The organism is Streptomyces sp. NPDC048415 (assembly GCF_040651675.1).
GTDB lineage: Bacteria > Actinomycetota > Actinomycetes > Streptomycetales > Streptomycetaceae > Streptomyces.
Genome location: NZ_JBEZKJ010000001.1, coordinates 64340 through 85794, shown reverse-complemented (window position 1 = coordinate 85794; position 21455 = coordinate 64340). Strand labels below are relative to the sequence as shown.

The window sequence follows — 21455 nt, the reverse complement described above, 5'->3', positions numbered from 1 at the left end:
ACGCCACGTCCCCCAGGATCATGGACGGGTACTCCGCGGGGAGTACGGGTGATCACCTCGCTCGGCGGACGCCGTCCACGCCGCGTGCCGTCTAGCGTGACCTCATGGAAGAGCAGCGCACTCCTAGGTCCCCGGCGTGGGGCGGTCCGCCCCCGTGGTGGCGACACGGGCCGCCCGGGTCGAACCGGTGGGACGGCGGGGAGCCTCGCGCCCACTGGCCGTGGCGTTCGACGCTGCTGCTGACCGTCTTCGTGTTCATCGGCTCCCATTTCGCGGCACAGTCCCAGCAGGGCGACCGCGCTTCGCTCGACTTCTTCGCCCTTTCGCTGCTGCTCGTGGGCTCCGGTCTGCTGCTGTGGCGGCAGCGGCAACCCGTGCTCGTCGCGTTCGGTACGGCCGCGGCGGCCACGGTCTATCTGGGTGCGGGATATCCGTACGGGCCCGTCTTCCTCACCGTCGCCGTGGGCTGCTTCAGCGCGGTCGTCGCCGGGCACCGCAGAGCCGCCTGGATGGCGGTCGGCATGCTCTGGGCCGGACATGTGCTGGTGGCGCACTGGCTCTACCGATGGCTGCCGCCCTCGGGGGACAAGGCCCCCTCCTGGGGGCAGGAGATCATCATCGCCACCTGGATCGTGGCGATCGTGGCGCTTGCGGAACTGGTCCGCGTACGCCGTGAACAGTGGGCGCGCGACCGTGCCGAGCGCGCACAGGCCGCGGCGCGGCGCGCGGACGAGGAGCGGCTGCGGATCGCCCGCGAACTGCATGACGTGCTGGCGCACAGCATCTCGGTGATCAACGTCCAGGCAGGCGTCGGCCTCGCGCTCCTCGACTCCGACCCCGAGCAGGCGCGCACGGCGCTCACCACCATCAAGGCGGCCAGCAAAGAGGCGCTCGGCGAGGTCCGCCAGGTGCTCGACACCCTGCGTGCGCCGGGGGAGGCGCCGCGCGCGCCGGCGCCCGGGCTCGACCGGCTTTCCGAACTCGTCGAGCAGGCGGCGGGCGCGGGCCTGACGGTCGAGGTGGAGGGCGGGGCCCCGAAGCTCCCGCCCGGCGCCGACCTCGCGGCCTTCCGCATCGTCCAGGAGGCGCTCACCAACGTCGTACGGCACTCGGGATCGCGGCACGCGCGCGTGCGGCTCGCTCACGCGGAGGGCGCGCTACGGCTGTGGATCGACGACGACGGGCCCGCGACCGGCGCGGACGCGGGCGGCAGCGGCAACGGACTCGTCGGAATGCGGGAGCGGGCCGCGGCCCTGGGTGGCACGATCGAGGCGGGCCCGCGCGACGACGGAGGGTTCCGCGTGCTGGCCGTACTCCCGATGAGGGCCAAGGAGGAGGACCGGTGATCCGCGTAGTGCTCGCCGACGACCAGTCACTGGTCCGGGCAGGCTTCAAGGCGCTGCTCGACGCGCAGCCGGACATCGAGGTGGCCGGGGAGGCGGCCGACGGCGAGGAGGCGTTGCGCAAGGTGCGTGAACTGCGCCCCGATGTCGTCCTGATGGACATCCGGATGCCCGTGCTCGACGGTCTCGCCGCGACGCGTCGCGTCACCGGTGACGCGGATCTCGAGGACGTCAAGGTGGTCATGCTCACCACCTTCGAGCTGGACGAGTATGTCTTCGAGGCGATCCGCTCCGGAGCCTCCGGCTTCCTGGTCAAGGACACCGAGCCCGACGAACTGCTGCGCGCCGTACGGGCGGTGGTCGGGGGCGACGCCCTGCTCTCGCCGGGGGTGACCCGCCGGCTGATCTCCGAGTTCGCGGCGCGTTCCAAGGAGCCGGCGGCCGCCGGGTCCCTCACCGAACTCACCGAGCGGGAACGGGAGGTGATGGCCCTGGTCGGCATCGGCCTCTCGAACGACGAGATCGCCCGCCGCCTGGTCGTCAGCCCCCTCACGGCGAAGACCCACGTCAGCCGCACGATGGTCAAACTGGGGGCCCGCGACCGAGCTCAACTGGTCGTTCTGGCCTACGAGTCGGGGTTGGTGCGGCCTGGGTGGCTGGGCTGAGTGGCGGGCTCCTGCCGGAAGCGGACCAGTACGGTGGCCGTCCGGAGGAAGAAGAGGACAGTGGCCAGAGTGGCACCGCAGGCGACGAGTGTCCGCAGCGCGCCCCGCGACAGGTCGAGGAACAGTGCCGGTCCGGCCACCACTCCGAAGCCGAGGGCCGCCACGAACGCTGCGCTGAACAGTGCGTATCCGATCTCCACGGTGACCGCGTCCCGCTCGGCCTGAGTCCGCCGCTCGCGGATGCGCTCCGTGTGTCCCCCGTGATTCTCCATCCGTCGAGTCAAACAGGCGTGCGCCCGGCGGGGCAAGGGGCCTCGCCGGGCGCACGGGGGAGGCGTTCCCCCTAGTCGCGGACCGTCACGGGCTCCGCTTTCGCCTCCTCCTGGAGGGACTTGGCGACGACGATGGACTGCTGCGTGCGCCGTGTCCGTAGTGCGGGCAGGGTGATCAGTAGGCCGGCGAGGGCGATGCCGGTCACCACGATCAGGCCGGGGCGGTAGCTGTCCAGGACGGCCTGGGGTGAGGAACCCTCGGAGGAGTTCGCGGTCACCACCGCCGTCACGACGGCCAGGAAGAGTGCGCCTCCCACCTGCACCGAGGTGTTCAGCAGACCGGAGACCATGCCCTGTTCATGGTCGTCCACACCGTTGGTGGCCTGGATGTTGAGCGAGGGGAAGATCAGCGCACAGGCCGCGCCGATCAGCAGCATCGTCGGCAGGATGACTGTCGCGTATCCGGGATCGAGGCTGATGCGCAGGAACAGCGCGTAACCGACCACCATGAGCACGAAGCCCGCCGCGATCAGCCGCGGGGTGCCGAAGCGGTCAACGATCGCCCCCACCTTCGTGGACGACAGCGCCACCAGCGCGCCGGCGGGCAGGAAGGCGAGCGCGGTGTGCAGCGCCGACCAGCCGAGCAGTGACTGCATGTACAGCGTGACCAGGAACTGGAAACCGACGTACGAGCCGAAGAAGGCCATGGCGCCGAGCTGTGCCCTGATCTGGTTGCCCGACCGCAGCACCCCGAGCCGGATCAGCGGCCCCGCCGAGCGCCGCTCGACCCGCACGAAGACAGTGAGCAGCACGGCGACGGCGAGGAAGGAGAGCAGCGTACGGGCGGAAGCCCAGCCGACCTCGGGGGCCTGGACGACGGTGAAGACGAGCAGCAGCATCGACGCCGTACCGATGATGGCACCCGGAATGTCGTAGCCGTTGTGGTCCTTCTCGCGTTCGCTGCGCGGCAGCAGCTTCAGACCGGCGACCAGGGCGATGACCGCGATGGGCGCGGGCAGCAGCATGGTCAGGCGCCAGCTCGCCTCGGTGAGCAGGCCGGACAGGACGAGGCCCATGGAGAAGCCGGTGGCCGCGCAGGTGGTGTAGATCGAGAGCGCGCGGTTGCGCAGCGGGCCCTCGGCGAAGGTCGTGGTGATGATCGACAGGCCCGCCGGGGCGGTGAACGCCGCGCTCAGGCCCTTGATGAAACGACTGGCGATCAGCAGCGGGCCCGAGTCGACGAGTCCGCCGAGCAGCGAGGCGACGGCGAAGACTCCCAGGGCCACCAGGAAGACCTGACGGCGGCCCAGCAGGTCGGCCGTGCGTCCGCCGAGGAGAAGCAGTCCGCCGTAGCCCAGGATGTATCCGCTGACGATCCATTGGAGCGTCGAGGTGGAGAGATCGAGTTCGGAGCCGATGGACGGCAGGGCGACGCCGACCATCGACACGTCCAACGCGTCCAGGAACATCGCGGCGCACAGCACCAGCAGGGTGCCCCACAGCCGAGGAGTCCAGCGCCCCTGCGACGCGGAGTGGGTGAGCGGAGAGGTCATACCGAAGACACTACATGCGCATGCATCCAATGCAAACGCATTTAATTCCGATGCAACAAACCCGATTTTTTGCTACCGTGCGCCCATGGCGGCGAAGAAGGCCGAGCAAGGGCTCGTGAACCAGTGGCGTGACATCCTCGCGGTGCATGCGCGCACCCTCTGCGAACTCGACCGCGCACTGCATCGGCACGGCCTCGGCGCCAGCGACTTCGAGGTACTCGACGTACTCGCTGAGACCGCCGCGTCGGACGGCGGCGCCTCCTTCCGGATCCAGGAGATCTCCGAGCGCGTCCACCTGAGCCAGAGCGCTTTGTCCCGGCTGATCGGCCGCCTGGAGAAGGACGGTCTCGTGACGCGCGGGATGTGCGCGGAGGACCGGCGGGGCGTGCGTGTCTGCCTCACGCCGAAGGGCCGCGACCTGCACGACGAGGTGCTGCCGCTGCAGCGGGCGGTGCTGACCCGGATGCTGGCGGGCGGTCCGGGCACCCCCTGCGACTGACCGGACCCGGTTCGTTCAGCTCCAGGTGACCCCGGACTTCTCCCGCCACAGCGCGGCGACGGAGGCGTCACCCGTCACGCTCGGGAACGGCAGACGGTTCCACAGCGCCAGGTAGAGCCCCGCGGCCGGTCCCGCCAGTTCACAGTCCGCGTCTCCTCGCTGGTCCCGGTCGCTGACCGGTGGCCGCGCCGACAGTCGTACGGTCCACACGGCGTCCGGCTCATCGGTGGCCCGCACCCGCAGGACGCGCGGTTCCTCCGTGCGTACCCGGCTCGTCTCCCGGACGTGGAACCCGCTCAGCAACTCGTCGATTCCATCCACCGCGAAGTGCGTGGCGACAGCGGTCGGCTCCCCGCTGAGCGCCGACTCGGCGTCGACCCGGTGCACGGTCGTCTCGTGGGCCTGCCGCCGTGCCCAGAAGGCGAGGGGTGAGGGGGCCGGCAGAAAACTCCAGCACTGTACGTCGGGCGAGGCGCCGCTCAGCGTGTCGACGAGCCGGCGATGGCCCTCGCGGAACCAGGCGAGGAGTTCGTCGCCGTCCAGATCCGGAAGACCGCCGTCGGGGTGGTACGAGGTGTGTCCCTCGGCGACGAACGCGGTGGCCCACCGGTGCACCATGCCGGTGTGCCGGACCAGGTCCCGCATCTGCCAGCCGGGGCAGGTCGCGACCTTGGCGTCCGTTCCCGCCTCCGTGGCAGCCGCGGCCAGCAACTGGCCCTCCCTGCCCAAGGTTTCCAGGTACTCCGCAATCTCCATGCGGAGAGTGTGCCGGATGAAGTGCGGTCTGGGGCAAGCCGTGCGGTGCGCGGGGCGTGAGGGGCGTGAGGGGCGTGAGGGCGTACGGCGCCCGCGCGGGTCCAAGTCCCCAAGCCCACACGCCCGCGCGGCCCCAAGTCGGCGCGCCCGCGCGCCACCAAGCCCGCATGCCCGCAGACCCGCGTGCCGACAAGGCCGCCCGCCCCGTGCCGACAAGCCGACATCTCCCTCTGACCCGAAAAAGCACCATTGCACACTGCAAGAGCGGGTACTCGTGGCCAGTGGCCCTCGCGAGGGCTCAGTTCCCGATCTTGAGGGAGTGACCAGGGATGGCCGACGAAGTGGTTCATGAGGCGTATTCGTTTGCGCGTCTGAGCTGTGGAGATGCCTGGGAGGGGCCGTACGGGGTCTGGCACGCGGTCTGTCCGGACGGTCACCGGCAGTGTGATTACCGCACTCAGGGTCACCGCGCCCCCACGCCCTGGTCGGGGCGTCGACGCCGGTCCTGCGGCGGTGACGGAGCCCGCGTCCCGCGCCTCGGGCGGGTGGACCTCGGCCGGCCCCTCAGGGACTGACCGGCTCAGTCCTGGAAACGCGTCACGCACGGTTCAGGAAGGCGGTTTCCCCCTCATGACTCACACTTCCCCCCGCGACACCTCCGAGCTCGAGGCGGCGCTGCGCGAGGCGGTGGACGCCGAGGTCCGGTTCGACGCGGGCAGCAGGGGCGCGTACGCCACGGACGGCTCCAATTACCGGCAGGTGCCCATCGGCGTCGTCGTCCCGCGCAGCGTGGAGGCCGGGGCGCACGCGGTGGAGGTCTGCGCCCGTTTCGACGCGCCCGTCCTGTCGCGCGGCGGGGGCACCAGCCTCGCGGGCCAGTCGACGAACACCGCCGTGGTGATCGACTGGACCAAGTACTGCCACGCCCTGGTCTCGGTGGGTCCCGACGCGCGCACCTGTGTGGTGGAACCGGGACTGGTCCTCGACGAGCTCAACCGGCAGCTGTCCGACCACGGCCTGCAGTTCGGGCCGAAACCGTCCACCCACAGCCACTGCGCGCTGGGCGGCATGATCGGCAACAACTCGTGCGGGGCGTCGGCGCAGGCCTACGGCAAGACCGTCGACAGCGTGCGCCGGCTGGAGGTGCTCACCTACGACGGTCTGCGTATGTGGGTGGGGCCGACGTCCGGGGCCGAGCGTGCCCGGATCGCCGAGGAGGGCGGACGGCGGGCCGAGATCTACTCCGGCCTCGACCGCATCGCCAGTGAGTACCTGGCGGACATCCGCCGCGGCTACCCCAAGATCCCCCGCCGGGTCTCCGGCTACAACCTCGACTCACTGCTGCCGGAGAACGGCTTCGACGTGGCCAAGGCCCTGGTGGGCAGCGAGGGCACTCTGGTGACCGTACTGCGGGCCGAACTCGATCTGGTGCCCGTGCCGCCGTACCAGTCGCTGCTGGTACTCGGCTACGACGACATCTGCCGCGCCGCCGACGACGTACCGAACCTGCTGGAGCACTGCTCACCCAGCCAACTCGAGGCGCTCGACGGGCGGATGGCGCAGCTGATGCGTGAGGAGCACGCCTATCTCGACTCCCTCAACGCCCTTCCCGAGGGTGACAGCTGGCTGCTGGCGCAGTTCAGCGGCGACAGCCAGGACGATGTCGACGAGCAGGCGCACGCGCTGCTGCGTACGGTCGGCCGCAGCGAGAAGGAGGCCACCGTCACCTTCTCCGACGACCCCGAACGCGAGCAGAAGATGCTCAAGGCACGCGAGGCCGGGCTCGGGGTCACCGCGCGCCCGCCGGACGACCGGGAGACCTGGGAGGGCTGGGAGGACTCCGCCGTCCCGCCCGACCGGCTCGGCGACTACCTGCGCGACCTCAAGCAGCTGTTCGAGGAGTTCGGCTACGACCACCCCTCGCTGTACGGGCATTTCGGGCAGGGCTGTGTTCATACGCGGATTCCCTTCGGGCTGAAGACCGCCGATGGCGTGGCAGACTTCCGGCGCTTCGTGGAGCGCGCGGCCGACCTCGTGGCCTCCTACGGCGGGTCCCTGTCGGGCGAGCACGGGGACGGTCAGTCCCGGGGCGAGCTGCTGACCCGGATGTTCGGGGAGCGGCTCGTGACCGCCTTCGGCGAGCTGAAGGCGCTGTTCGACCCCGGCAACCGGATGAACCCAGGCAAGGTCGTCGATCCGAACCCGGTCGACGGGCAACTGCGCCTGGGCCCCGCCTGGCGGCCGGCCACCTACGAGACGCGCTTCGGTTATCCGGAGGACGATCACTCCTTCGCCCAAGCGGTGCTGCGCTGTGTCGGCATCGGCAACTGCCGCAGCCACCACGGCGGAGTGATGTGCCCCTCCTACCGGGCCACCAAGGAGGAAGAGCACTCCACACGAGGCCGCGCCCGGCTGTTGTTCGAGATGCTCGACGGTCACGCGGACTCCGCGGTCAGCGACGGCTGGCGCTCGACCGAGGTCCGGGACGCGCTCGACCTGTGCCTGGCGTGCAAGGGCTGCAAGTCGGACTGCCCGACGGGCGTCGACATGGCCACGTACAAGGCGGAGTTCCTCGCCCACCACTACGAGGGCCGGGTGCGTCCCGCCGCCCATTACTCCATGGGCTGGCTCCCGGTGTGGGCCCGGCTGTCCCGTATCGCCCCGTCCCTGGTCAACGGGCTGCTCCAGGCGCCCGGTCTCGCCCGGGCGGGCAAGCGGCTGGCCGGTGTGGACGGCGCCCGGCAGGCCCCGGTGTTCGCCCGGGAGTCGTTCCTGCAGTGGTGGGGGGCACGTGGCTCGGCCGAGCCGGATCCCTCCGACCCGCGGACCGTGGTGCTGTGGCCCGACACCTTCAGCACCTACTTCCACCCCTCGATCGCGGCCTCGGCGGTGCGGGTGCTCGAAGACGCCGGTTTCCGCGTCGCCGTACCCACCGAACCGGTGTGCTGCGGCCTGACGTGGATCTCCACCGGGCAGCTGACCGTCGCGGAAAAGGTCCTGCGGCGCACACTCGACGTGCTGCGGCCCTACCTCGAAGCGGGCACTCCGATAATCGCCCTGGAGCCCTCCTGCACCGCGGTGTTCCGCGCCGACGCGCCCGAACTGATGCCCGCCGACCAGGACGTGCAGCGGCTGGCCGGGCAGGTCCGCACCTTCGCGGAACACCTCGTCCACCACGCGCCCGACCACTGGCAGCCACCCCGGCTCGCCCGCCAGGCGACCGTGCAGACCCACTGCCACCAGCACGCGATCATGAAGTTCGACGCCGACCGCGAACTGATGCGGCGTGCCCACATCGACGCCGATGTCCTCGACGAGGGCTGCTGCGGTCTGGCCGGCAACTTCGGCTTCGAACGCGGCCACCACGAGGTCTCCATGGCCGTCGCGGAACTGGGCGTGCTGCCCGCCGTCCGCGCCGCCGCCCCCGACCGGCTGCTGCTCGCGGACGGCTTCAGCTGCCGCACCCAGATCGAGCAGGGCGACACCGGCCGCAGGGCCCTGCACCTGGCCGAGGCACTCGCCCTCGCCCTCGACACCAACCTGCCGAGCGAGCGGCCCGAACGCCTGGCCGAACGTCCCTCCCCGCCCTCACGCGTTGCCTCCTGGGCGACCACCGCCGGTGTCGCCGTCCTCACGGCGACGACCGCGGCGGCGGCCGGCCGCGCCGCCGCGCGACACCTGCGCCCGCGCCCCTAGCGGGCGCACCGGAAGTCCTCCCTTCTCCGCCCCACCGGAAGGTCCAGAACATGTCGATGAAGGTCTCCGACCACGTCCTCGAGCGCCTGCGCGCATGGGAGGTGGAGTATGTCTTCGCCTACCCCGGCGACGGCATCAACGGTCTGCTCGCGGCCTGGGGCCGCGCCGACAACCATCCTCAGTTCATCCAGGCCCGCCACGAGGAGATGGCCGCCTTCGAGGCCGTCGGCTACGCCAAGTTCTCCGGCAAGGTCGGCGTGTGCGCCGCCACCTCGGGGCCCGGCGCCATCCACCTGCTCAACGGCCTGTACGACGCCAAACTCGACCACGTGCCCGTCGTCGCGATCGTCGGGCAGACCAACCGGAGCGCCATGGGCGGCTCCTACCAGCAGGAGGTCGACCTCCTGACCCTCTACAAGGACGTCGCCTCCGACTTCTGCGAGATGGTCACCGTCCCCGAGCAACTGCCCAACGTGCTCGACCGGGCGCTGCGCACCGCGATGGCCCGCCGCTCGGTGACGGCCGTCATCATCCCCGCCGACGTGCAGGAACTCGACTACTCCCCGCCCGAGCACGCCTTCAAGATGGTGCCCTCCAGCCTGGGCATGCCCCATTACGCGCCGGTGCCCTCCGACGAGGACCTCACCCGCGCCGCCGAGGTACTGAACGCGGGCGAGAAGGTCGCCGTCCTCATCGGTCAGGGAGCCCGTGGGGCCCGGCAGGAGGTCATGGCGGTCGCCGACCGGCTGGGCGCGGGCGTGGCCAAGGCGCTCCTGGGCAAGGACGCCCTCGACGACGACCTGCCCTACGTCACCGGGTCGATCGGACTGCTGGGCACCCGGCCGTCGTACGAACTGATGCGGGACTGCGACACCCTGCTGGTGATCGGCTCCAGTTTCCCCTACACGCAGTTCCTGCCGGAGTTCGGGCAGGCGCGGGCCGTGCAGATCGACATCGACCCGCACATGGTCGGACTGCGCTACCCGTTCGAGGTGAACCTGGTCGGCGACGCCCGCGAGACGCTGAGCCGGCTGCTGCCACTCCTGGAGACGGTCGAGAAGCACGACTGGCGCAGGAAGATCGAGCAGGACACTGCCCGCTGGTGGGAGGTCATGCAACGGCGCGCCGCCGTCGACGCCGACCCCATCAACCCGGAGTACGTCGCCCACGCCCTGGACGACCTGCTCCCGCACAACGTGATCATCGCGGCGGACTCCGGCTCAGCCGCCAACTGGTACGCCCGCCATCTGCGGCTGCGCGGCGCCATGCGCGGCTCGCTCTCCGGCACGCTCGCCACCATGGGGCCCGGCGTGCCGTACGTCATCGGCGCGAAGTTCGCGCACGGCAACCGGCCGGCCATCGCCCTCGTCGGCGACGGCGCGATGCAGATGAACGGCCTGGCCGAGCTGATCACGATCGCCAAGTACTGGCAGCAGTGGGCCGATCCCCGCCTCGTGGTGGCCGTCTTCAACAACCAGGACCTCAACCAGGTCACCTGGGAGATGCGGGCGATGGCCGGGGCCCCGCAGTTCCTGCCCTCCCAGTCCATCCCGGACGTCGCCTACGCCGACTTCGCCCGCTCCATCGGCCTGGACGGGAGGCGGATCGAGAAGCCGCAGGACGTACGGGGCGCCTGGGAGGCCGCCCTCGCCGCCGACCGGCCCTGCGTACTGGACTTCCGCACCGACCCGGCCGTCCCGCCCATCCCGCCGCACGCCACCCTCGACCAGATCGAGGCCGCGGCGGCCTCCGTCCTCAAGGGCGACAGCGACCGCACGGCCATGGTCCGCCAGGGGTTCAAGGCCAAGGTCCAGGAGTTCCTGCCCGGCCACCGCCACCGCCAGGACCGGCCCGGCACGGAGGACGAGCGGTGACCGGCCCGTCGGTGGTGCGGCGGGTGGACAGCGCCGTCTACACCGTGCCCACCGACGGGCCCGAGGCGGACGGCACCCTCAGCTGGGACAGCACCACCCTCGTCCTCGCCACCGTCGACTGCGGCGACATCACCGGCCTCGGCTACACCTACGCGCCCGCGGCCACCGCACGCATCGTCGACGACCTGCTCGCCGACGTGGTCACCGGCTCCGCGGTCCTCGACATACCGCGCATCAGCGAGGCCATGCACCGCGCCGTGCGCAACGCGGGCCTGCCTGGCGTCGCCGCGCAGGCCGTCGCCGCCGTCGACATTGCCCTGTGGGACGCCAAGGCCCGCCTGCTCGGCCTGCCGCTGGTCGGCCTGCTGGGCGCCGCCCGCGACGACGTGCCGGTCTACGGCAGCGGCGGCTTCACCACGTACGACGCCGAACGGCAGGACCGGCAACTGCGCGGCTGGGTCGAGGAGGAGGGCATCCCCCGCGTCAAGATCAAGATCGGGGAGTCGTGGGGGCGGTGCGAGGAGCGGGACCGGCGACGGGTCGCCCTGGCCCGCGCCAGTATCGGAGACGCGGCCGACCTGTACGTGGACGCCAACGGTGGCTACAGCGCCAAACAGGCCCGCCGGGTCGCGGGCGCGCTCGCCGACGAGGGCGTGACGTGGTTCGAGGAACCGGTCTCCTCCGACCACTTGACCACGCTGGCCGCGATCCGCGCACAGGTGAGCCCGGACGTGGCGGCCGGCGAGTACGGCTACACCCTGCCGTACTTCGAACACATGCTGGCCGCCGGTGCGGTGGACTGCCTGCAGGCCGACGTCACCCGGTGCGGCGGCATCACGGTCTGGCTGCGCGCCGCCGCCCTCGCGCAGAGCCGCGGCATCGACCTGTCCGGGCACTGCGCCCCGCACGCCCACGCCCACGCCGCCGCCGCGGTGCCCAACCTGCGCCACCTGGAGTGGTTCCACGACCACGTCCGCATCGAACGCGTCCTCTTCGACGGCGCCCTCGACCCCGGCGGCGGCACCGTCCACCCGGGCCGCGACGGCGCACCCGGTCTGGGACTCACTCTGAACGCCGAACGGGCGCTGCCGTACCGGGTGGGCTGAGCCAGGAGACAGCACCATGAGCACATCCTTTCCACCGCACGCGCTGCACGACTACGCGCTGCTGGCCGACGGGGAACGCGGCGCCCTGATCGGACCGGACGGCGACATCAGCTGGCTGTGCGCACCCAGCTGGCACGACGACGCCGTCTTCGCCTCCCTCATCGGCGGGCGGGGCGTCTACGCCGTCACCCCGCGGGCCCGGTACGTCTTCGGCGGCTACTACGAGGAAGGCACCCTCGTCTGGCGCAGCCGCTGGGTCACCACCGAGGGCGTGATCGAGTGCCGCGAGGCCCTCGCCTTTCCGGGCGAGCCGGGCCGCCTCGTCCTGCTGCGGCAGCTGCGCGCCGTCGACGGACCGGCCCACGTGCGGACCGTCCTCGATCCGCACGGCGACTACGGCCGGGCCGCCGTCGCCTCCGCACACCGCGGTGAAGATGGCGTCTGGCACCTCAACACGGGCCCCCACCGTCTGCGTTGGCAGGGTGCGCCGTCCGCCGTCGCCCGCGAACAGGGCCTGATCGCCGACCTCCTCCTGAATCCGGGCGAGTGCCACGACTTCGTCCTGGAGTGCTCCTCCTCCCCGCTGCCCCGCGCGCTCCCGAACGCCGAACAGGCGTGGACCGCGACCGAGGAGGCGTGGCGGCAGACGGTGCCCGCGCTGGACCGGACGATCGCCAAGGGAGACGCCCGGCGCGCCTTCGCCGTACTGCGCGGCCTGACCACCCACGGCGGCGGCATGGTAGCGGCGGCCACCACAGGGCTGCCCGAACGCGCCGAGGCGGGCCGCAACTACGACTACCGCTATGTGTGGATCCGCGACCAGAGCTACGCCGGTCAGGCCGCTGCCGCCGCCGACAACCCGGAACTCCTCGACGCCGCCGTGCGATTCGTCGGCGAACGGCTGCAATCCGACGGCCCGCACCTCGCCCCCGCCTACACCGTGCACGGCACGGCCGTCCCCGGCCAGCGGGAGCTGGACCTGCCCGGCTACCCCGGCGGCTTCAGCCGCGTCGGCAATCGCGTGGGGGAGCAGTTCCAGCTCGACTGCTTCGGCGAGGCCCTGCTGCTGTTCGCCGTGGCCGAACGCCGGCACCGGCTGGACGCCGACTCCTGGAAGGCCGTCGACATCGCGGTGCGCGCCGTCGCCGAGCGCTGGCGAGAACCCGACGCCGGCATCTGGGAGCTGGCCCCCCACATGTGGACCCACAGCCGACTGATCTGCGTCGCCGGGCTGCGCGCCGTGGCCGCCGCGGCCCCACGCCATCCGCTCGCCGACGCCTGCACCCGGCTCGCCGACACCGTCCTCGCCGCCACCTCGGCGACCTGTGTGCACGCGGACGGACACTGGCAGCGCACGCCTCAGGACCCGGCGGTCGACGCCGCGCTGCTGCTGCCCGGCGTACGTGGCGCACTGCCCGCCGACGACCTCCGCACTCGCGCCACCCTCGCCGCCTGCCGGGACCACCTCACCCAGGACCACTTCATCTACCGCTTCCGCCATGACGACCGGCCTCTGGAGGAGGCCGAGGGCGCGTTCCTGCTCTGCGGATTCGTCATGGCACTGGCCGAACACCAGCAGGGCCAACTGGTCGGCGCGCACCGCTGGTTCGAACGCAACCGCGGTGCCTGCGGGGCGTCGGGCCTGTGCGCGGAGGAGTTCGACATCGCCCAGCGGCAACTGCGCGGCAACCTCCCCCAGGCGTTCGTTCACGCCCTGCTGCTGGAGACCGCCGCCCGCCTCACCCAGGACCCGGACCCGCGCGGCTCGCGCCGCGGAGAATGGAGCTGACCGTGCCCCCGACCGTCGTCATCACCGGCGCCAGTGCCGGCATCGGCCGTGCCACCGCCCGCCTCTACGCCCGGCGCGGCGCCGACGTCGTCCTCATCGCCCGCGGCCGTGCGGGGCTCGACGCCGCCGCGAAGGAGGTCGAGTTCCTCGGCGGCCGGGCCCTCGTACAGATCGCCGACACCGCCGACGCGCGGCAGGTCGAGGCGGCCGCCGAGGCCGCGGAGCAGGCCTTCGGCGCCATCGACGTATGGATCAACTCCGCGTTCACCAGCGTCTTCGCGCCCTTCGACGAGATCACAGCCGAGGAGTATCAGCGGGTGACCGACGTGACCTACCTCGGCTTCGTCAACGGCACCCGGGCCGCGCTCGAGCGGATGCTGCCCCGCGACCGCGGCACCATCGTGCAGGTGGGCTCCGCCCTGGGAGAGCGGGCCATCCCCCTGCAGTCGGCGTACTGCGGAGCCAAACACGCCATCAACGGCTTCACCTCGTCGCTGCGTACCGAACTGCTCCACCGCGGCAGCAACGTGCGTGTCACCGTCGCCCAGATGCCCGCCGTCAACACACCACAGTTCTCCTGGGTGCTCTCCCGCCTGCCCCGGCACCCCAGCCCCGTCCCGCCGATCTACCAGCCCGAGGTCGCCGCCCGGGGCGTCCTGCACGCCGCCGACCACCCCCGCCGCAAGCAGTACTACATCGGCGCCACCACTGTGGCGACCATCTGGGCCAACCGCCTCGCGCCCGCCCTGCTCGACCGCTATCTGGCCCGCACGGCTTTTGACTCCCAGCAGACCGACCGCAGGCCCCCGACCGGCCGGAGCAACCTGTTCCAGCCCGTCGATCAGCCGGAAGGCAGCGACCACGGCGCGCACGGAATCTTCGACGACTCGGCGCACGGCCGCTCCTGGGAAGCAGCCGTCGCCCGTCACCCCGCGGCTGCCGCCTCCGCCCTCGCGGTCGGTGTCGCCGCCACGGCGAAGGCCGCGCTGCGCCGGCGCGGCCACGCAGGGACCTCGTAAGGAGGACGTGCATGACCAGATACGCCTCAGACCCGCGAAGGACGCCCGAGGACAGACCCCGGCAGCGTCCGCGTCGGCGGGCCGCCCGCACCCGCCTCGACGAGGCGACCGACATCGTCGCCGTCGTGGGCGGAACGACACGTGAGCGGGCCCGCGCCGTGCTCCGCGCGATGTCCGCCCGCACCCGCATCAAGGAACGCCAGGTCGCCGACCTCGTCGTCGAATGGGCGGTTTCCGGTCACCTCCCGGCCGATCTGCGCAGCGAACTGAGGCACCAGCTCGACGGCCCGCGCGACGCGCGGACAGCCCCCTCCGGGCAGAGCACATCCCCCGCTCGACAGGGCGGTGACACGGAAGGGGGACTCCATGCCACAGCGTGGCACCGATCCGTCCGACGCCCCCTCCGGGAGGGAGAGAGCGCACCAGGAGCTCGACCGTGAGGCCGAGGAGGTGACCGCCGCCGTGCTGGCCGCCTCACGGCTGTTCGTGGCGATCTCCGCGCGCGCCCTGGACGCGACCGCGAGTGCCCTCACGCTGCCGCAGCTACGGGCGCTGGTGGTGCTGGACACGCAAGGCCCGGTCAAGCTCGCCGCGCTGGCCGCCACACTCGACGTCAATCCTTCGACGGCGCTGCGGATGGTCGAGCGCCTCGAAGCCCTCCACCTCGTCGACCGCAGGACCAATCCCGCCAACCGGCGCGAGGTCGTCCTGAGTCTCACATCCCCTGGACACGAACTGGTGGGCAGGGTCCTCGCGCACCGGCGCCGGGAGATCCGCGGTCTTGTGGAGCGGCTGCCCGACGGGGAACGTACGGCACTCGTGGCCGCCCTGCGCGCGCTGACGGCGGTCGCGGGCGAGATCGGGCTCGACCCGTCGCAGGACGTGGGCCTCATCGGCGGCCTCGTCGACGAGCCGCTCGACCCGGCCTCGCCCGGCGCCCCGGGCGACGCGCGGCACGGGCTCGGTTCATGACCTCCCGCCTTCGACGACGACGGAGGGGTACTCACGTGAAGAATTCGGTTCTACTGATGGAGGTGTGATCGTGGGGACTCACCCGGACCGCATCGAGAATCCATGGGGCACGCGCACCCCCTACGACTCCGGCACCCCGTGGCCGGCCCGCGCCGACGGCCACCTGGAGGCCGGGCTGACCGAGGCCGACGTGGAGTCCTGGGTGCAGTCCGCCTCGCTGCTGCACTCCAACGGCGACGCGATGGACATCGCCGTACGAGGAGGGCGGATCGTGGGCGTACGCGGCCGGACCAGCGACCGGGTGAACCGCGGCCGGCTGGGCCCGAAGGACCTGTACGGATGGCAGGCGAACGGCTCCCCGGACCGGCTGACCCGGCCGCTCGTGCGCGACGGCGGACGCCTCGTGGAGTGCGACTGGGACACGGCGATGGACCGGATCGTCACCCGCTCCACCGACCTTCTTGACCGGCGAGGGCCGGGTGCGATCGGCTTCTACACCACCGGGCAGCTGTTCCTGGAGGAGTACTACACGCTGGCCGTGCTCGCCCGCGCGGGCATCGGCACCCACCACCTCGACGGCAACACCCGCCTGTGCACGGCCACCGCCGCCGAGGCGCTGAAGGAGACGTTCGGCTGCGACGGGCAGCCCGGAACGTACGACGACATCGACCACGCCGACGTCTTGGCCCTGTTCGGGCACAACATGGCCGAGACGCAGACGGTGCTGTGGATGCGGGTCCTGGACCGTCTCGCGGGCGGCCACCCGCCCCGGCTGGTCTGCGTGGACCCGAGGTTCACGCCGGTGGCCCGGCGCGCCGAGGTTCACCTCGCTCCACGGGCGGGAACGAACGTCGCGCTGCTCAACGCGCTGCTGCACGAGGTCATCCGTACGGGCCGGATCGACCGGGACTACATCGAGGCACACACCGTCGGCTTCGACGAACTGGCGGCGCGCGTCGAAGCGTGCACCCCGCGCTGGGCCGCCCGGATCTGCGATGTGCCGGCCGCGCAGATCGAACGGGCGGCGGAGATCCTCGGCGGCGCCGAACGGCTGACGTCCACCGTCCTCCAGGGCGTCTACCAGTCCCACCAGGCCACCGCGGCCGCCCTCCAGGTCAACAACCTGCACCTGATCCGGGGCATGCTCGGCCGCCCGGGCCGCGGTGTGCTCCAGATGAACGGGCAGCCCAGCGCCCAGAACACCCGGGAGTGCGGCGCGGACGGCGACCTGCCCGGCTTCCGGAACTGGCAGAACGACCAGCACGTCGCCGACCTGGCCGAGGTGTGGAACGTGACTTTGCGGACCATTCCGCACTACGCGCCGCCCACCCACGCGATGCAGATGCTCCGCTACGCCGAACAGGGCTCGATCCGGATGCTGTGGATCACCGGCACCAATCCGGCCGTCTCCCTGCCGGAACTGTCCCGGATCCGCTCCGTCCTCGCCCAGGAACGGCTGTTCGTGGTCGTCCAGGACCTGTTCAGGACCGAGACCGCGCAGCTGGCGGACGTCGTGCTGCCCGCGGCGACCTGGGGGGAGAAGACCGGCACCCTGACCAACGCCGATCGCACCGTGCACCTGTCGGAGAAAGCCGTCGAACCACCGGGCGAGGCCCGGGCGGACCTCGACATCTTCCTCGACTACGCCGCCCGTATGGACTTCCGCGACAAGGACGGCGGCCCGCTCATCGACTGGCACGACCCGCAGACGGCGTTCGCGGCGTGGCAGCGGTGCAGCGCCGGGCGCCCCTGCGACTACACCGGCCTGAGCTACGACCGGCTCCGGTCGGGCAGCGGCATCCAGTGGCCGTGCAACGAAGAGGCCCCCGAAGGCACGGCCCGCCTCTACACCGACGGCATCACCTTCGCGGACCCCGACATGTGCGAGAGCTACGGCAAGGATCTGGTCACGGGAGCATCCGTCGAGGCGGTCGAGTACCGGTCACTCAATCCCGACGGCAAGGCGGTCATCAAGGCCGCGGAGTACCTGCCGCCCCATGAGGACACCTCACCCGACTTCCCCCTCCAGTTGATCACCGGCCGCACCGTCTACCACTTCCACACCCGTACGAAGACCGGGCGCGCCCCCGAACTGAACGCCGCCGCACCCGACGTGTGGGCCGAGATCTCCCCCGCCGAGGCCGCCGCACAGGGTCTGTCCGACGGCGATCTGGTGCAGGTCAGCACTCCTCGCGGAGCGGTGCGCGCCAGGCTGCGGACCACCGCCGTCCGTGACGGCATGGTCTTCCTGCCCTTCCACTACGGCTACTGGGACACGCCCGCCGGTCATCGTCCGCCGGACGACGGCGCCGGGCGGGCCGCCAACGAGTCCACGGTCACCGACTGGGACCCTGTCTCCAAACAACCCCTGTTCAAGGCGGGCGCGGCCCGTGTCACCCTCGTTGCCCGTCGCGACGCCGCCCCGCGCTGCGAACACGCCGGGAGCGAGCGGGCCGGGAGCAGGACATGAGCGGCATCGCCCTCACCCTCCGCGCCCTGCACGACGGTGAACGCGGCCTGGAGCAGGACCTGGTGGCCGCCGCCGAGCGCCATCGCGCCGACCATGAGATCCACCATGTCGCGACCGACCTTGCCCGCTGGTCGCGCGAGCACAGCACCCGGCTCGCCGAGCTGGGCCGCCACTACGACCTCGACCTCTCCGGACCCCCGGACGACCCCTCACTGGGCGCCCTCGCCGCCCTGAGGGAGAAAGCCGCCGAAGCGCTCGGCCGCCGCCCGGAGCCGGGCCTGCTCCTCCTGCACGACCTGCGTGATCTGCATCTGGCCGCCACACGCAACTCGCTGTGCTGGGAGATGCTCGCCCAAGCCGCCCAAGCCGCCCAGGCGACCCGGGACGAGCGCCTCCTCGAACTGACCACGTTCTGCCATCCGCGGACGCTCCGACAGATCCGCTGGACCCACACCCTGATCAAGGAGCTGGCACCCCAATTGCTCACCAGCCTGTAGCGCCCTCGCAGGCCGTCAGTCGGCTGCCGAGCGCCGGGTCGTGAGCGCGATCAGCGCGGCCACCGCTGCCAGCGCAGCCACGCTGGTGAGGGCCGTGGGCAGGGAGAACCAGTCCGCCATGAAGCCGATCGCGGGCGGCCCCAGCAGCATGCCGCCGTAGCCGAGTGTGGAGGCGATCGCGACGCCGCTGGGCCCGGCCAGGGCGCCGGCGCGTTCGACGGCGACCGGGAAGATGTTGGCGAGTCCGAGCCCCGTGACGGCGAAGCCGACCAGGGCGGCCCACACGGACGGGGCGAGTGACCCGAGCAGCATGCCGGCGGCGGCCGTGCTGCCGCCCACCACCAGCGTCGGCGTACGCCCGAGCCGCTCCAGCAGGGTCGTCCCGCCGGCCCGGCCGATCGTCATGGCGAGCGCGAAGCACGAGTAGCCCGCCGCCGCGATGCCCGGATGAGCCTTGAGGTCCTGTTCAAGGTGCAGCGCGCCCCAGTCGGCCAGGGCTCCCTCGCCGTACGCCGTGCAGAGGGCGATCAGACCGAACACGCCGACCAGTCGACGGGTGCGGGCGTCCGGACGCCGCGGGGCGCGTACGTCCTCCCGCGGACGATCCGGCGGCGCACCGGGGGGATCCTGCCGCAGCAGCGTGCGGCCCGCGACGGCGGTGACGAGCAGGCCGATCAGCGTCAGACCGAGGAGATGGCGCGTGGGCGAGAGGGATCCCGCGACGAGTCCGCCGAGCCCCGCGCCGATCATGCCGCCCAAGCTGAAGGCCGCGTGGAAGCTGGGCATGAGGGGGCGGCGCAGCGTGGCCACCAGATCGACGGCGGCGCTGTTGAACGCGACGTTGATCCCGCCGTACGACGCGCCGAACACGAACAGCACGGCGCCGAGGGCGAGTGCCGAGTGAGTGAGTGGGGGCAGGGCGACGCTGAGGCAGAGCAGTACGGCGCAGACCACGGTGACCTGGTGGCTGCCGTAGCGGCGGCAGAGCCGTCCGGTCAGCGTCATGGTGAGGACGGCGCCGGCGGAGACGCCGAGGAGGGCGAGGCCGAGGGCGCTGGCGGAGGCGTGGGTCTGGTCTTTGATGGCGGGGATGCGGACGACCCAGCCGGCGAAGACGAAGCCGTCGAGGGCGAAGAAGACGGTGAGGGCGATGCGGAGGTGGGTGAGGTCGTTGCCGTTGCCCGGCACGGCGTTGCGTATTCGGGATTTGTTTATTAGCGGCACAAAATCAGGCTAGGAGGAGCGCCGGGGCGGGGCAAGGCCATTCGCCGGGCCGCAGGTGCAATCTGCCGGCAATCGGCGGGGGCGCACGGCGGGCGCCGTCGATTCGATGATCGGTGCCTCGGCTGCTACGGAACGCTCCGGCCGTCGCCGGAAACTCGCGGTGACAGCTTCCGTGTCGGTCTTGTCGACTGAAGCATCCAGGGACGACGCGACGGCATCGTCGCCACGGCTGGGGCTGCGGCACCTTCGGCGCGCATCTGCCTACGACTGCGCCGTTGGTGCCGTCCCGGTCGAACGCTCCGGTCGGACGAGGGCCGCGTACCGGGGACTCGGACCGCGAGACGACGATTGGCTGAGGAGAGGGCCGCCACGGCGCGATGCCGGTGACCATGACGTCGGGCGCGGTCACGGCCGCGATCACCGCTTACTCGGCCTTGGCGTTGCGGCGGCCGCGGGGGCGCGCCGCGCCGGACGGTGGCGGACATGTGTCTTGTGTCTGCGACGACGCGATGGAACGCTTCCTGTCCGCCGGCCGCGACCACGGAACGGCATCGGCTCGGCAGGGGCTCACGGTGGCGATGACGTCGTGGCGCCGGCCGGGTGGACGGATGGGGGAGCGGACGGATGGAGTTGGAGCTTCGACACCTGCGCGTACTGTGCGCGATCGCCGATGCGGGGAGCGTGGGCCGGGCCGCGTCGGACCTGGGTTACTCGCAGCCGGCCATGAGCACCCAACTCCGGCGGATCGAGCGTTACTTCGGCGAGTCGCTGTTCGATCGAGGGGCGGCGGGGGTGCGGCTGACAACGTACGGCATCGAGGTCGTCGCTCAGGCGCGGGATGTCCTGGCCCGTGCCGCCGCGATCGGGTGCCGTCCGGCCGCCGAAGCCACGACAACCCGTCGGACCTTGCGCGTGGCGGCGACCAACTCCCCGGTGCTGTCGGGCATGGTCTCCCGGGTCCGGGCCCGGCTGCCGGATGTCCCGCTCGCGGTGAGCAGTGTGTACGCCTCCTCGCGGATCGTCGAACTCCTGGAGCAGGGGGCGGTGGACGCGGCCGTAGCCGCGGACTACCCCGGTATGGAGCTGAAACACTCGGACGCGGTGACGCACCGCGGCATCGTCACCGAGCCCACGTTCGTGGCACTGCCGTCCCGCCATCGCCTCGGACACCGCGCTCAGATCTCGCTCGCCGATCTGGCCGGGGACGCGTGGTTTTTGACACCGGACGACGGAGCCGGCTGGCCGCGCGTCTTCTACACCGCTTGTGAAGCGGCCGGTTTCTCGCCGGTCGCCGTGCATGAATTCCTGGGCGACCAGCTGCAGTTGCAGAGCATGATCGGTGACGGCCTCGGTGTGTCCGTCGTACAGGCGACGCTGCGGCCGATCCCGGATGTGGTGATCAAGCCGCTGATCGGTACACCGCTGTGGTGCCGTTACGTGCTGGCCTGGCGGCGCGACGCGGTTGCCGGGGAGGTGGCGGAGACGCTGTTCCACTCCGCCACCTCCGCGTATCGCGAACTCATCGGCCAGTCACCGCATTTGAGGACGTGGGCCGCGCGCACCTGGAGCGTGACCGGGTCGTAGAGCGGTTCCGCGTGTTATGGCTCTCCGGTGCAATGTGCTATGTCACACGCCATTGTTGGGGCGGGTCGGTGTTGAGAAGGTGCCACACACGCCTCAACACCCGTATCGAGGCGCATCCATCCGTGGAGGAGTCCAG

Annotated in this window: 17 protein-coding genes; 12 read left to right on the top strand and 5 right to left on the bottom strand. The window is 71.5% G+C overall.

Features of this window, described 5'->3' with window-relative positions; all coding sequences use genetic code 11:
• Positions 1–104: 104 nt before the first annotated feature.
• Positions 105–1346 carry a sensor histidine kinase gene (locus AB0D27_RS00300; RefSeq protein WP_362500695.1) on the top strand — a complete coding sequence of 414 codons (1242 nt, stop codon included), beginning with the start codon at positions 105–107 and terminating at the stop codon, positions 1344–1346.
• Positions 1343–2008 carry a response regulator transcription factor gene (locus AB0D27_RS00295; RefSeq protein ID WP_362500694.1) on the top strand — a complete coding sequence of 222 codons (666 nt, stop codon included), beginning with the start codon at positions 1343–1345 and terminating at the stop codon, positions 2006–2008. The genes AB0D27_RS00300 and AB0D27_RS00295 overlap by 4 nt, the downstream gene beginning before the upstream one ends.
• On the opposite strand, the gene AB0D27_RS00290 is transcribed toward AB0D27_RS00295, so the two are convergent.
• On the bottom strand, positions 1969–2280 hold the full coding sequence (locus AB0D27_RS00290; protein ID WP_362500693.1) for a DUF6332 family protein: 312 nt from the start codon (positions 2278–2280) through the stop codon (positions 1969–1971). The two genes, AB0D27_RS00295 and AB0D27_RS00290, sit on opposite strands and share 40 nt — an antisense overlap.
• Positions 2281–2351: 71 nt before the next feature.
• Complete coding sequence (locus tag AB0D27_RS00285; protein ID WP_362500692.1) at positions 2352–3833, bottom strand: MFS transporter; 1482 nt, start codon at positions 3831–3833, stop codon at positions 2352–2354.
• A gap of 85 nt (positions 3834–3918) precedes the next feature.
• Here AB0D27_RS00285 and AB0D27_RS00280 point away from each other — a divergent pair, with 85 nt between their 5' ends.
• The gene (locus tag AB0D27_RS00280) at positions 3919–4332 is read left to right on the top strand and encodes a MarR family transcriptional regulator (protein WP_362500691.1); all 414 of its coding nucleotides are present in this window, start codon (positions 3919–3921) and stop codon (positions 4330–4332) included.
• Between the two features lie 15 nt (positions 4333–4347).
• On the opposite strand, the gene AB0D27_RS00275 is transcribed toward AB0D27_RS00280, so the two are convergent.
• Positions 4348–5088 carry a maleylpyruvate isomerase family mycothiol-dependent enzyme gene (locus tag AB0D27_RS00275; protein WP_362500690.1) on the bottom strand — a complete coding sequence of 247 codons (741 nt, stop codon included), beginning with the start codon at positions 5086–5088 and terminating at the stop codon, positions 4348–4350.
• Between the two features lie 630 nt (positions 5089–5718).
• Between AB0D27_RS00275 and AB0D27_RS00270 the strand changes: the two genes are divergently transcribed.
• From AB0D27_RS00270 to AB0D27_RS00250, 5 genes are read left to right on the top strand one after another with little or no spacing between them, the layout of a single operon-like run.
• The gene (locus AB0D27_RS00270) at positions 5719–8784 is read left to right on the top strand and encodes an FAD-linked oxidase C-terminal domain-containing protein (RefSeq protein ID WP_362500689.1); all 3066 of its coding nucleotides are present in this window, start codon (positions 5719–5721) and stop codon (positions 8782–8784) included.
• A gap of 50 nt (positions 8785–8834) precedes the next feature.
• Positions 8835–10658 carry a thiamine pyrophosphate-requiring protein gene (locus AB0D27_RS00265; RefSeq protein ID WP_362500688.1) on the top strand — a complete coding sequence of 608 codons (1824 nt, stop codon included), beginning with the start codon at positions 8835–8837 and terminating at the stop codon, positions 10656–10658.
• A complete protein-coding gene (locus AB0D27_RS00260) occupies positions 10655–11764 on the top strand; it encodes an enolase C-terminal domain-like protein (RefSeq protein ID WP_362500687.1) in 1110 nt (369 codons plus the stop codon). The genes AB0D27_RS00265 and AB0D27_RS00260 overlap by 4 nt, the downstream gene beginning before the upstream one ends.
• A 16-nt stretch (positions 11765–11780) precedes the next feature.
• Positions 11781–13553, top strand: coding sequence for a glycoside hydrolase family 15 protein (locus tag AB0D27_RS00255; RefSeq protein ID WP_362500686.1), 1773 nt, complete (start codon positions 11781–11783; stop codon positions 13551–13553).
• 2 nt (positions 13554–13555) lie between these two features.
• Positions 13556–14572 (top strand): SDR family oxidoreductase, encoded by a 1017-nt coding sequence (locus tag AB0D27_RS00250; protein ID WP_362500685.1) that lies wholly within the window; start codon positions 13556–13558, stop codon positions 14570–14572.
• A 26-nt stretch (positions 14573–14598) separates the two neighbouring features.
• Here AB0D27_RS00250 and AB0D27_RS00245 read toward each other — a convergent pair whose 3' ends face one another.
• A complete protein-coding gene (locus AB0D27_RS00245) occupies positions 14599–14847 on the bottom strand; it encodes a hypothetical protein (protein WP_362500684.1) in 249 nt (82 codons plus the stop codon).
• 91 nt (positions 14848–14938) lie between these two features.
• On the opposite strand from AB0D27_RS00245, the gene AB0D27_RS00240 reads away from it, so the two are divergent.
• The 3 genes from AB0D27_RS00240 to AB0D27_RS00230 all read left to right on the top strand — a co-directional run bounded on the left by AB0D27_RS00240 (position 14939) and on the right by AB0D27_RS00230 (position 18511).
• Positions 14939–15544 carry a MarR family winged helix-turn-helix transcriptional regulator gene (locus AB0D27_RS00240; RefSeq protein ID WP_362500683.1) on the top strand — a complete coding sequence of 202 codons (606 nt, stop codon included), beginning with the start codon at positions 14939–14941 and terminating at the stop codon, positions 15542–15544.
• Between the two features lie 70 nt (positions 15545–15614).
• Positions 15615–18014 carry a nitrate reductase gene (locus tag AB0D27_RS00235; RefSeq protein WP_362500682.1) on the top strand — a complete coding sequence of 800 codons (2400 nt, stop codon included), beginning with the start codon at positions 15615–15617 and terminating at the stop codon, positions 18012–18014.
• Positions 18011–18511 (top strand): hypothetical protein, encoded by a 501-nt coding sequence (locus AB0D27_RS00230; protein ID WP_362500680.1) that lies wholly within the window; start codon positions 18011–18013, stop codon positions 18509–18511. The genes AB0D27_RS00235 and AB0D27_RS00230 overlap by 4 nt, the downstream gene beginning before the upstream one ends.
• 15 nt (positions 18512–18526) lie before the next feature.
• On the opposite strand, the gene AB0D27_RS00225 is transcribed toward AB0D27_RS00230, so the two are convergent.
• Complete coding sequence (locus AB0D27_RS00225) at positions 18527–19699, bottom strand: MFS transporter (RefSeq protein ID WP_362500911.1); 1173 nt, start codon at positions 19697–19699, stop codon at positions 18527–18529.
• Between the two features lie 660 nt (positions 19700–20359).
• Between AB0D27_RS00225 and AB0D27_RS00220 the strand changes: the two genes are divergently transcribed.
• On the top strand, positions 20360–21319 hold the full coding sequence (locus AB0D27_RS00220; protein WP_362500678.1) for a LysR family transcriptional regulator: 960 nt from the start codon (positions 20360–20362) through the stop codon (positions 21317–21319).
• Positions 21320–21455: the final 136 nt, after the last annotated feature.

Coding starts and splice junctions, on each gene's coding strand:
- AB0D27_RS00285 (WP_362500692.1), bottom strand. CDS start 3,833: ATGACCTCTCCGCTCACCCACTCCGCGTCGCAGGGGCGCTGGACTCCT.
- AB0D27_RS00300 (WP_362500695.1), top strand. CDS start 105: ATGGAAGAGCAGCGCACTCCTAGGTCCCCGGCGTGGGGCGGTCCGCCC.
- AB0D27_RS00275 (WP_362500690.1), bottom strand. CDS start 5,088: ATGGAGATTGCGGAGTACCTGGAAACCTTGGGCAGGGAGGGCCAGTTG.
- AB0D27_RS00290 (WP_362500693.1), bottom strand. CDS start 2,280: ATGGAGAATCACGGGGGACACACGGAGCGCATCCGCGAGCGGCGGACT.
- AB0D27_RS00265 (WP_362500688.1), top strand. CDS start 8,835: ATGTCGATGAAGGTCTCCGACCACGTCCTCGAGCGCCTGCGCGCATGG.
- AB0D27_RS00255 (WP_362500686.1), top strand. CDS start 11,781: ATGAGCACATCCTTTCCACCGCACGCGCTGCACGACTACGCGCTGCTG.
- AB0D27_RS00230 (WP_362500680.1), top strand. CDS start 18,011: ATGAGCGGCATCGCCCTCACCCTCCGCGCCCTGCACGACGGTGAACGC.
- AB0D27_RS00240 (WP_362500683.1), top strand. CDS start 14,939: ATGCCACAGCGTGGCACCGATCCGTCCGACGCCCCCTCCGGGAGGGAG.
- AB0D27_RS00220 (WP_362500678.1), top strand. CDS start 20,360: ATGGAGTTGGAGCTTCGACACCTGCGCGTACTGTGCGCGATCGCCGAT.
- AB0D27_RS00280 (WP_362500691.1), top strand. CDS start 3,919: ATGGCGGCGAAGAAGGCCGAGCAAGGGCTCGTGAACCAGTGGCGTGAC.
- AB0D27_RS00270 (WP_362500689.1), top strand. CDS start 5,719: ATGACTCACACTTCCCCCCGCGACACCTCCGAGCTCGAGGCGGCGCTG.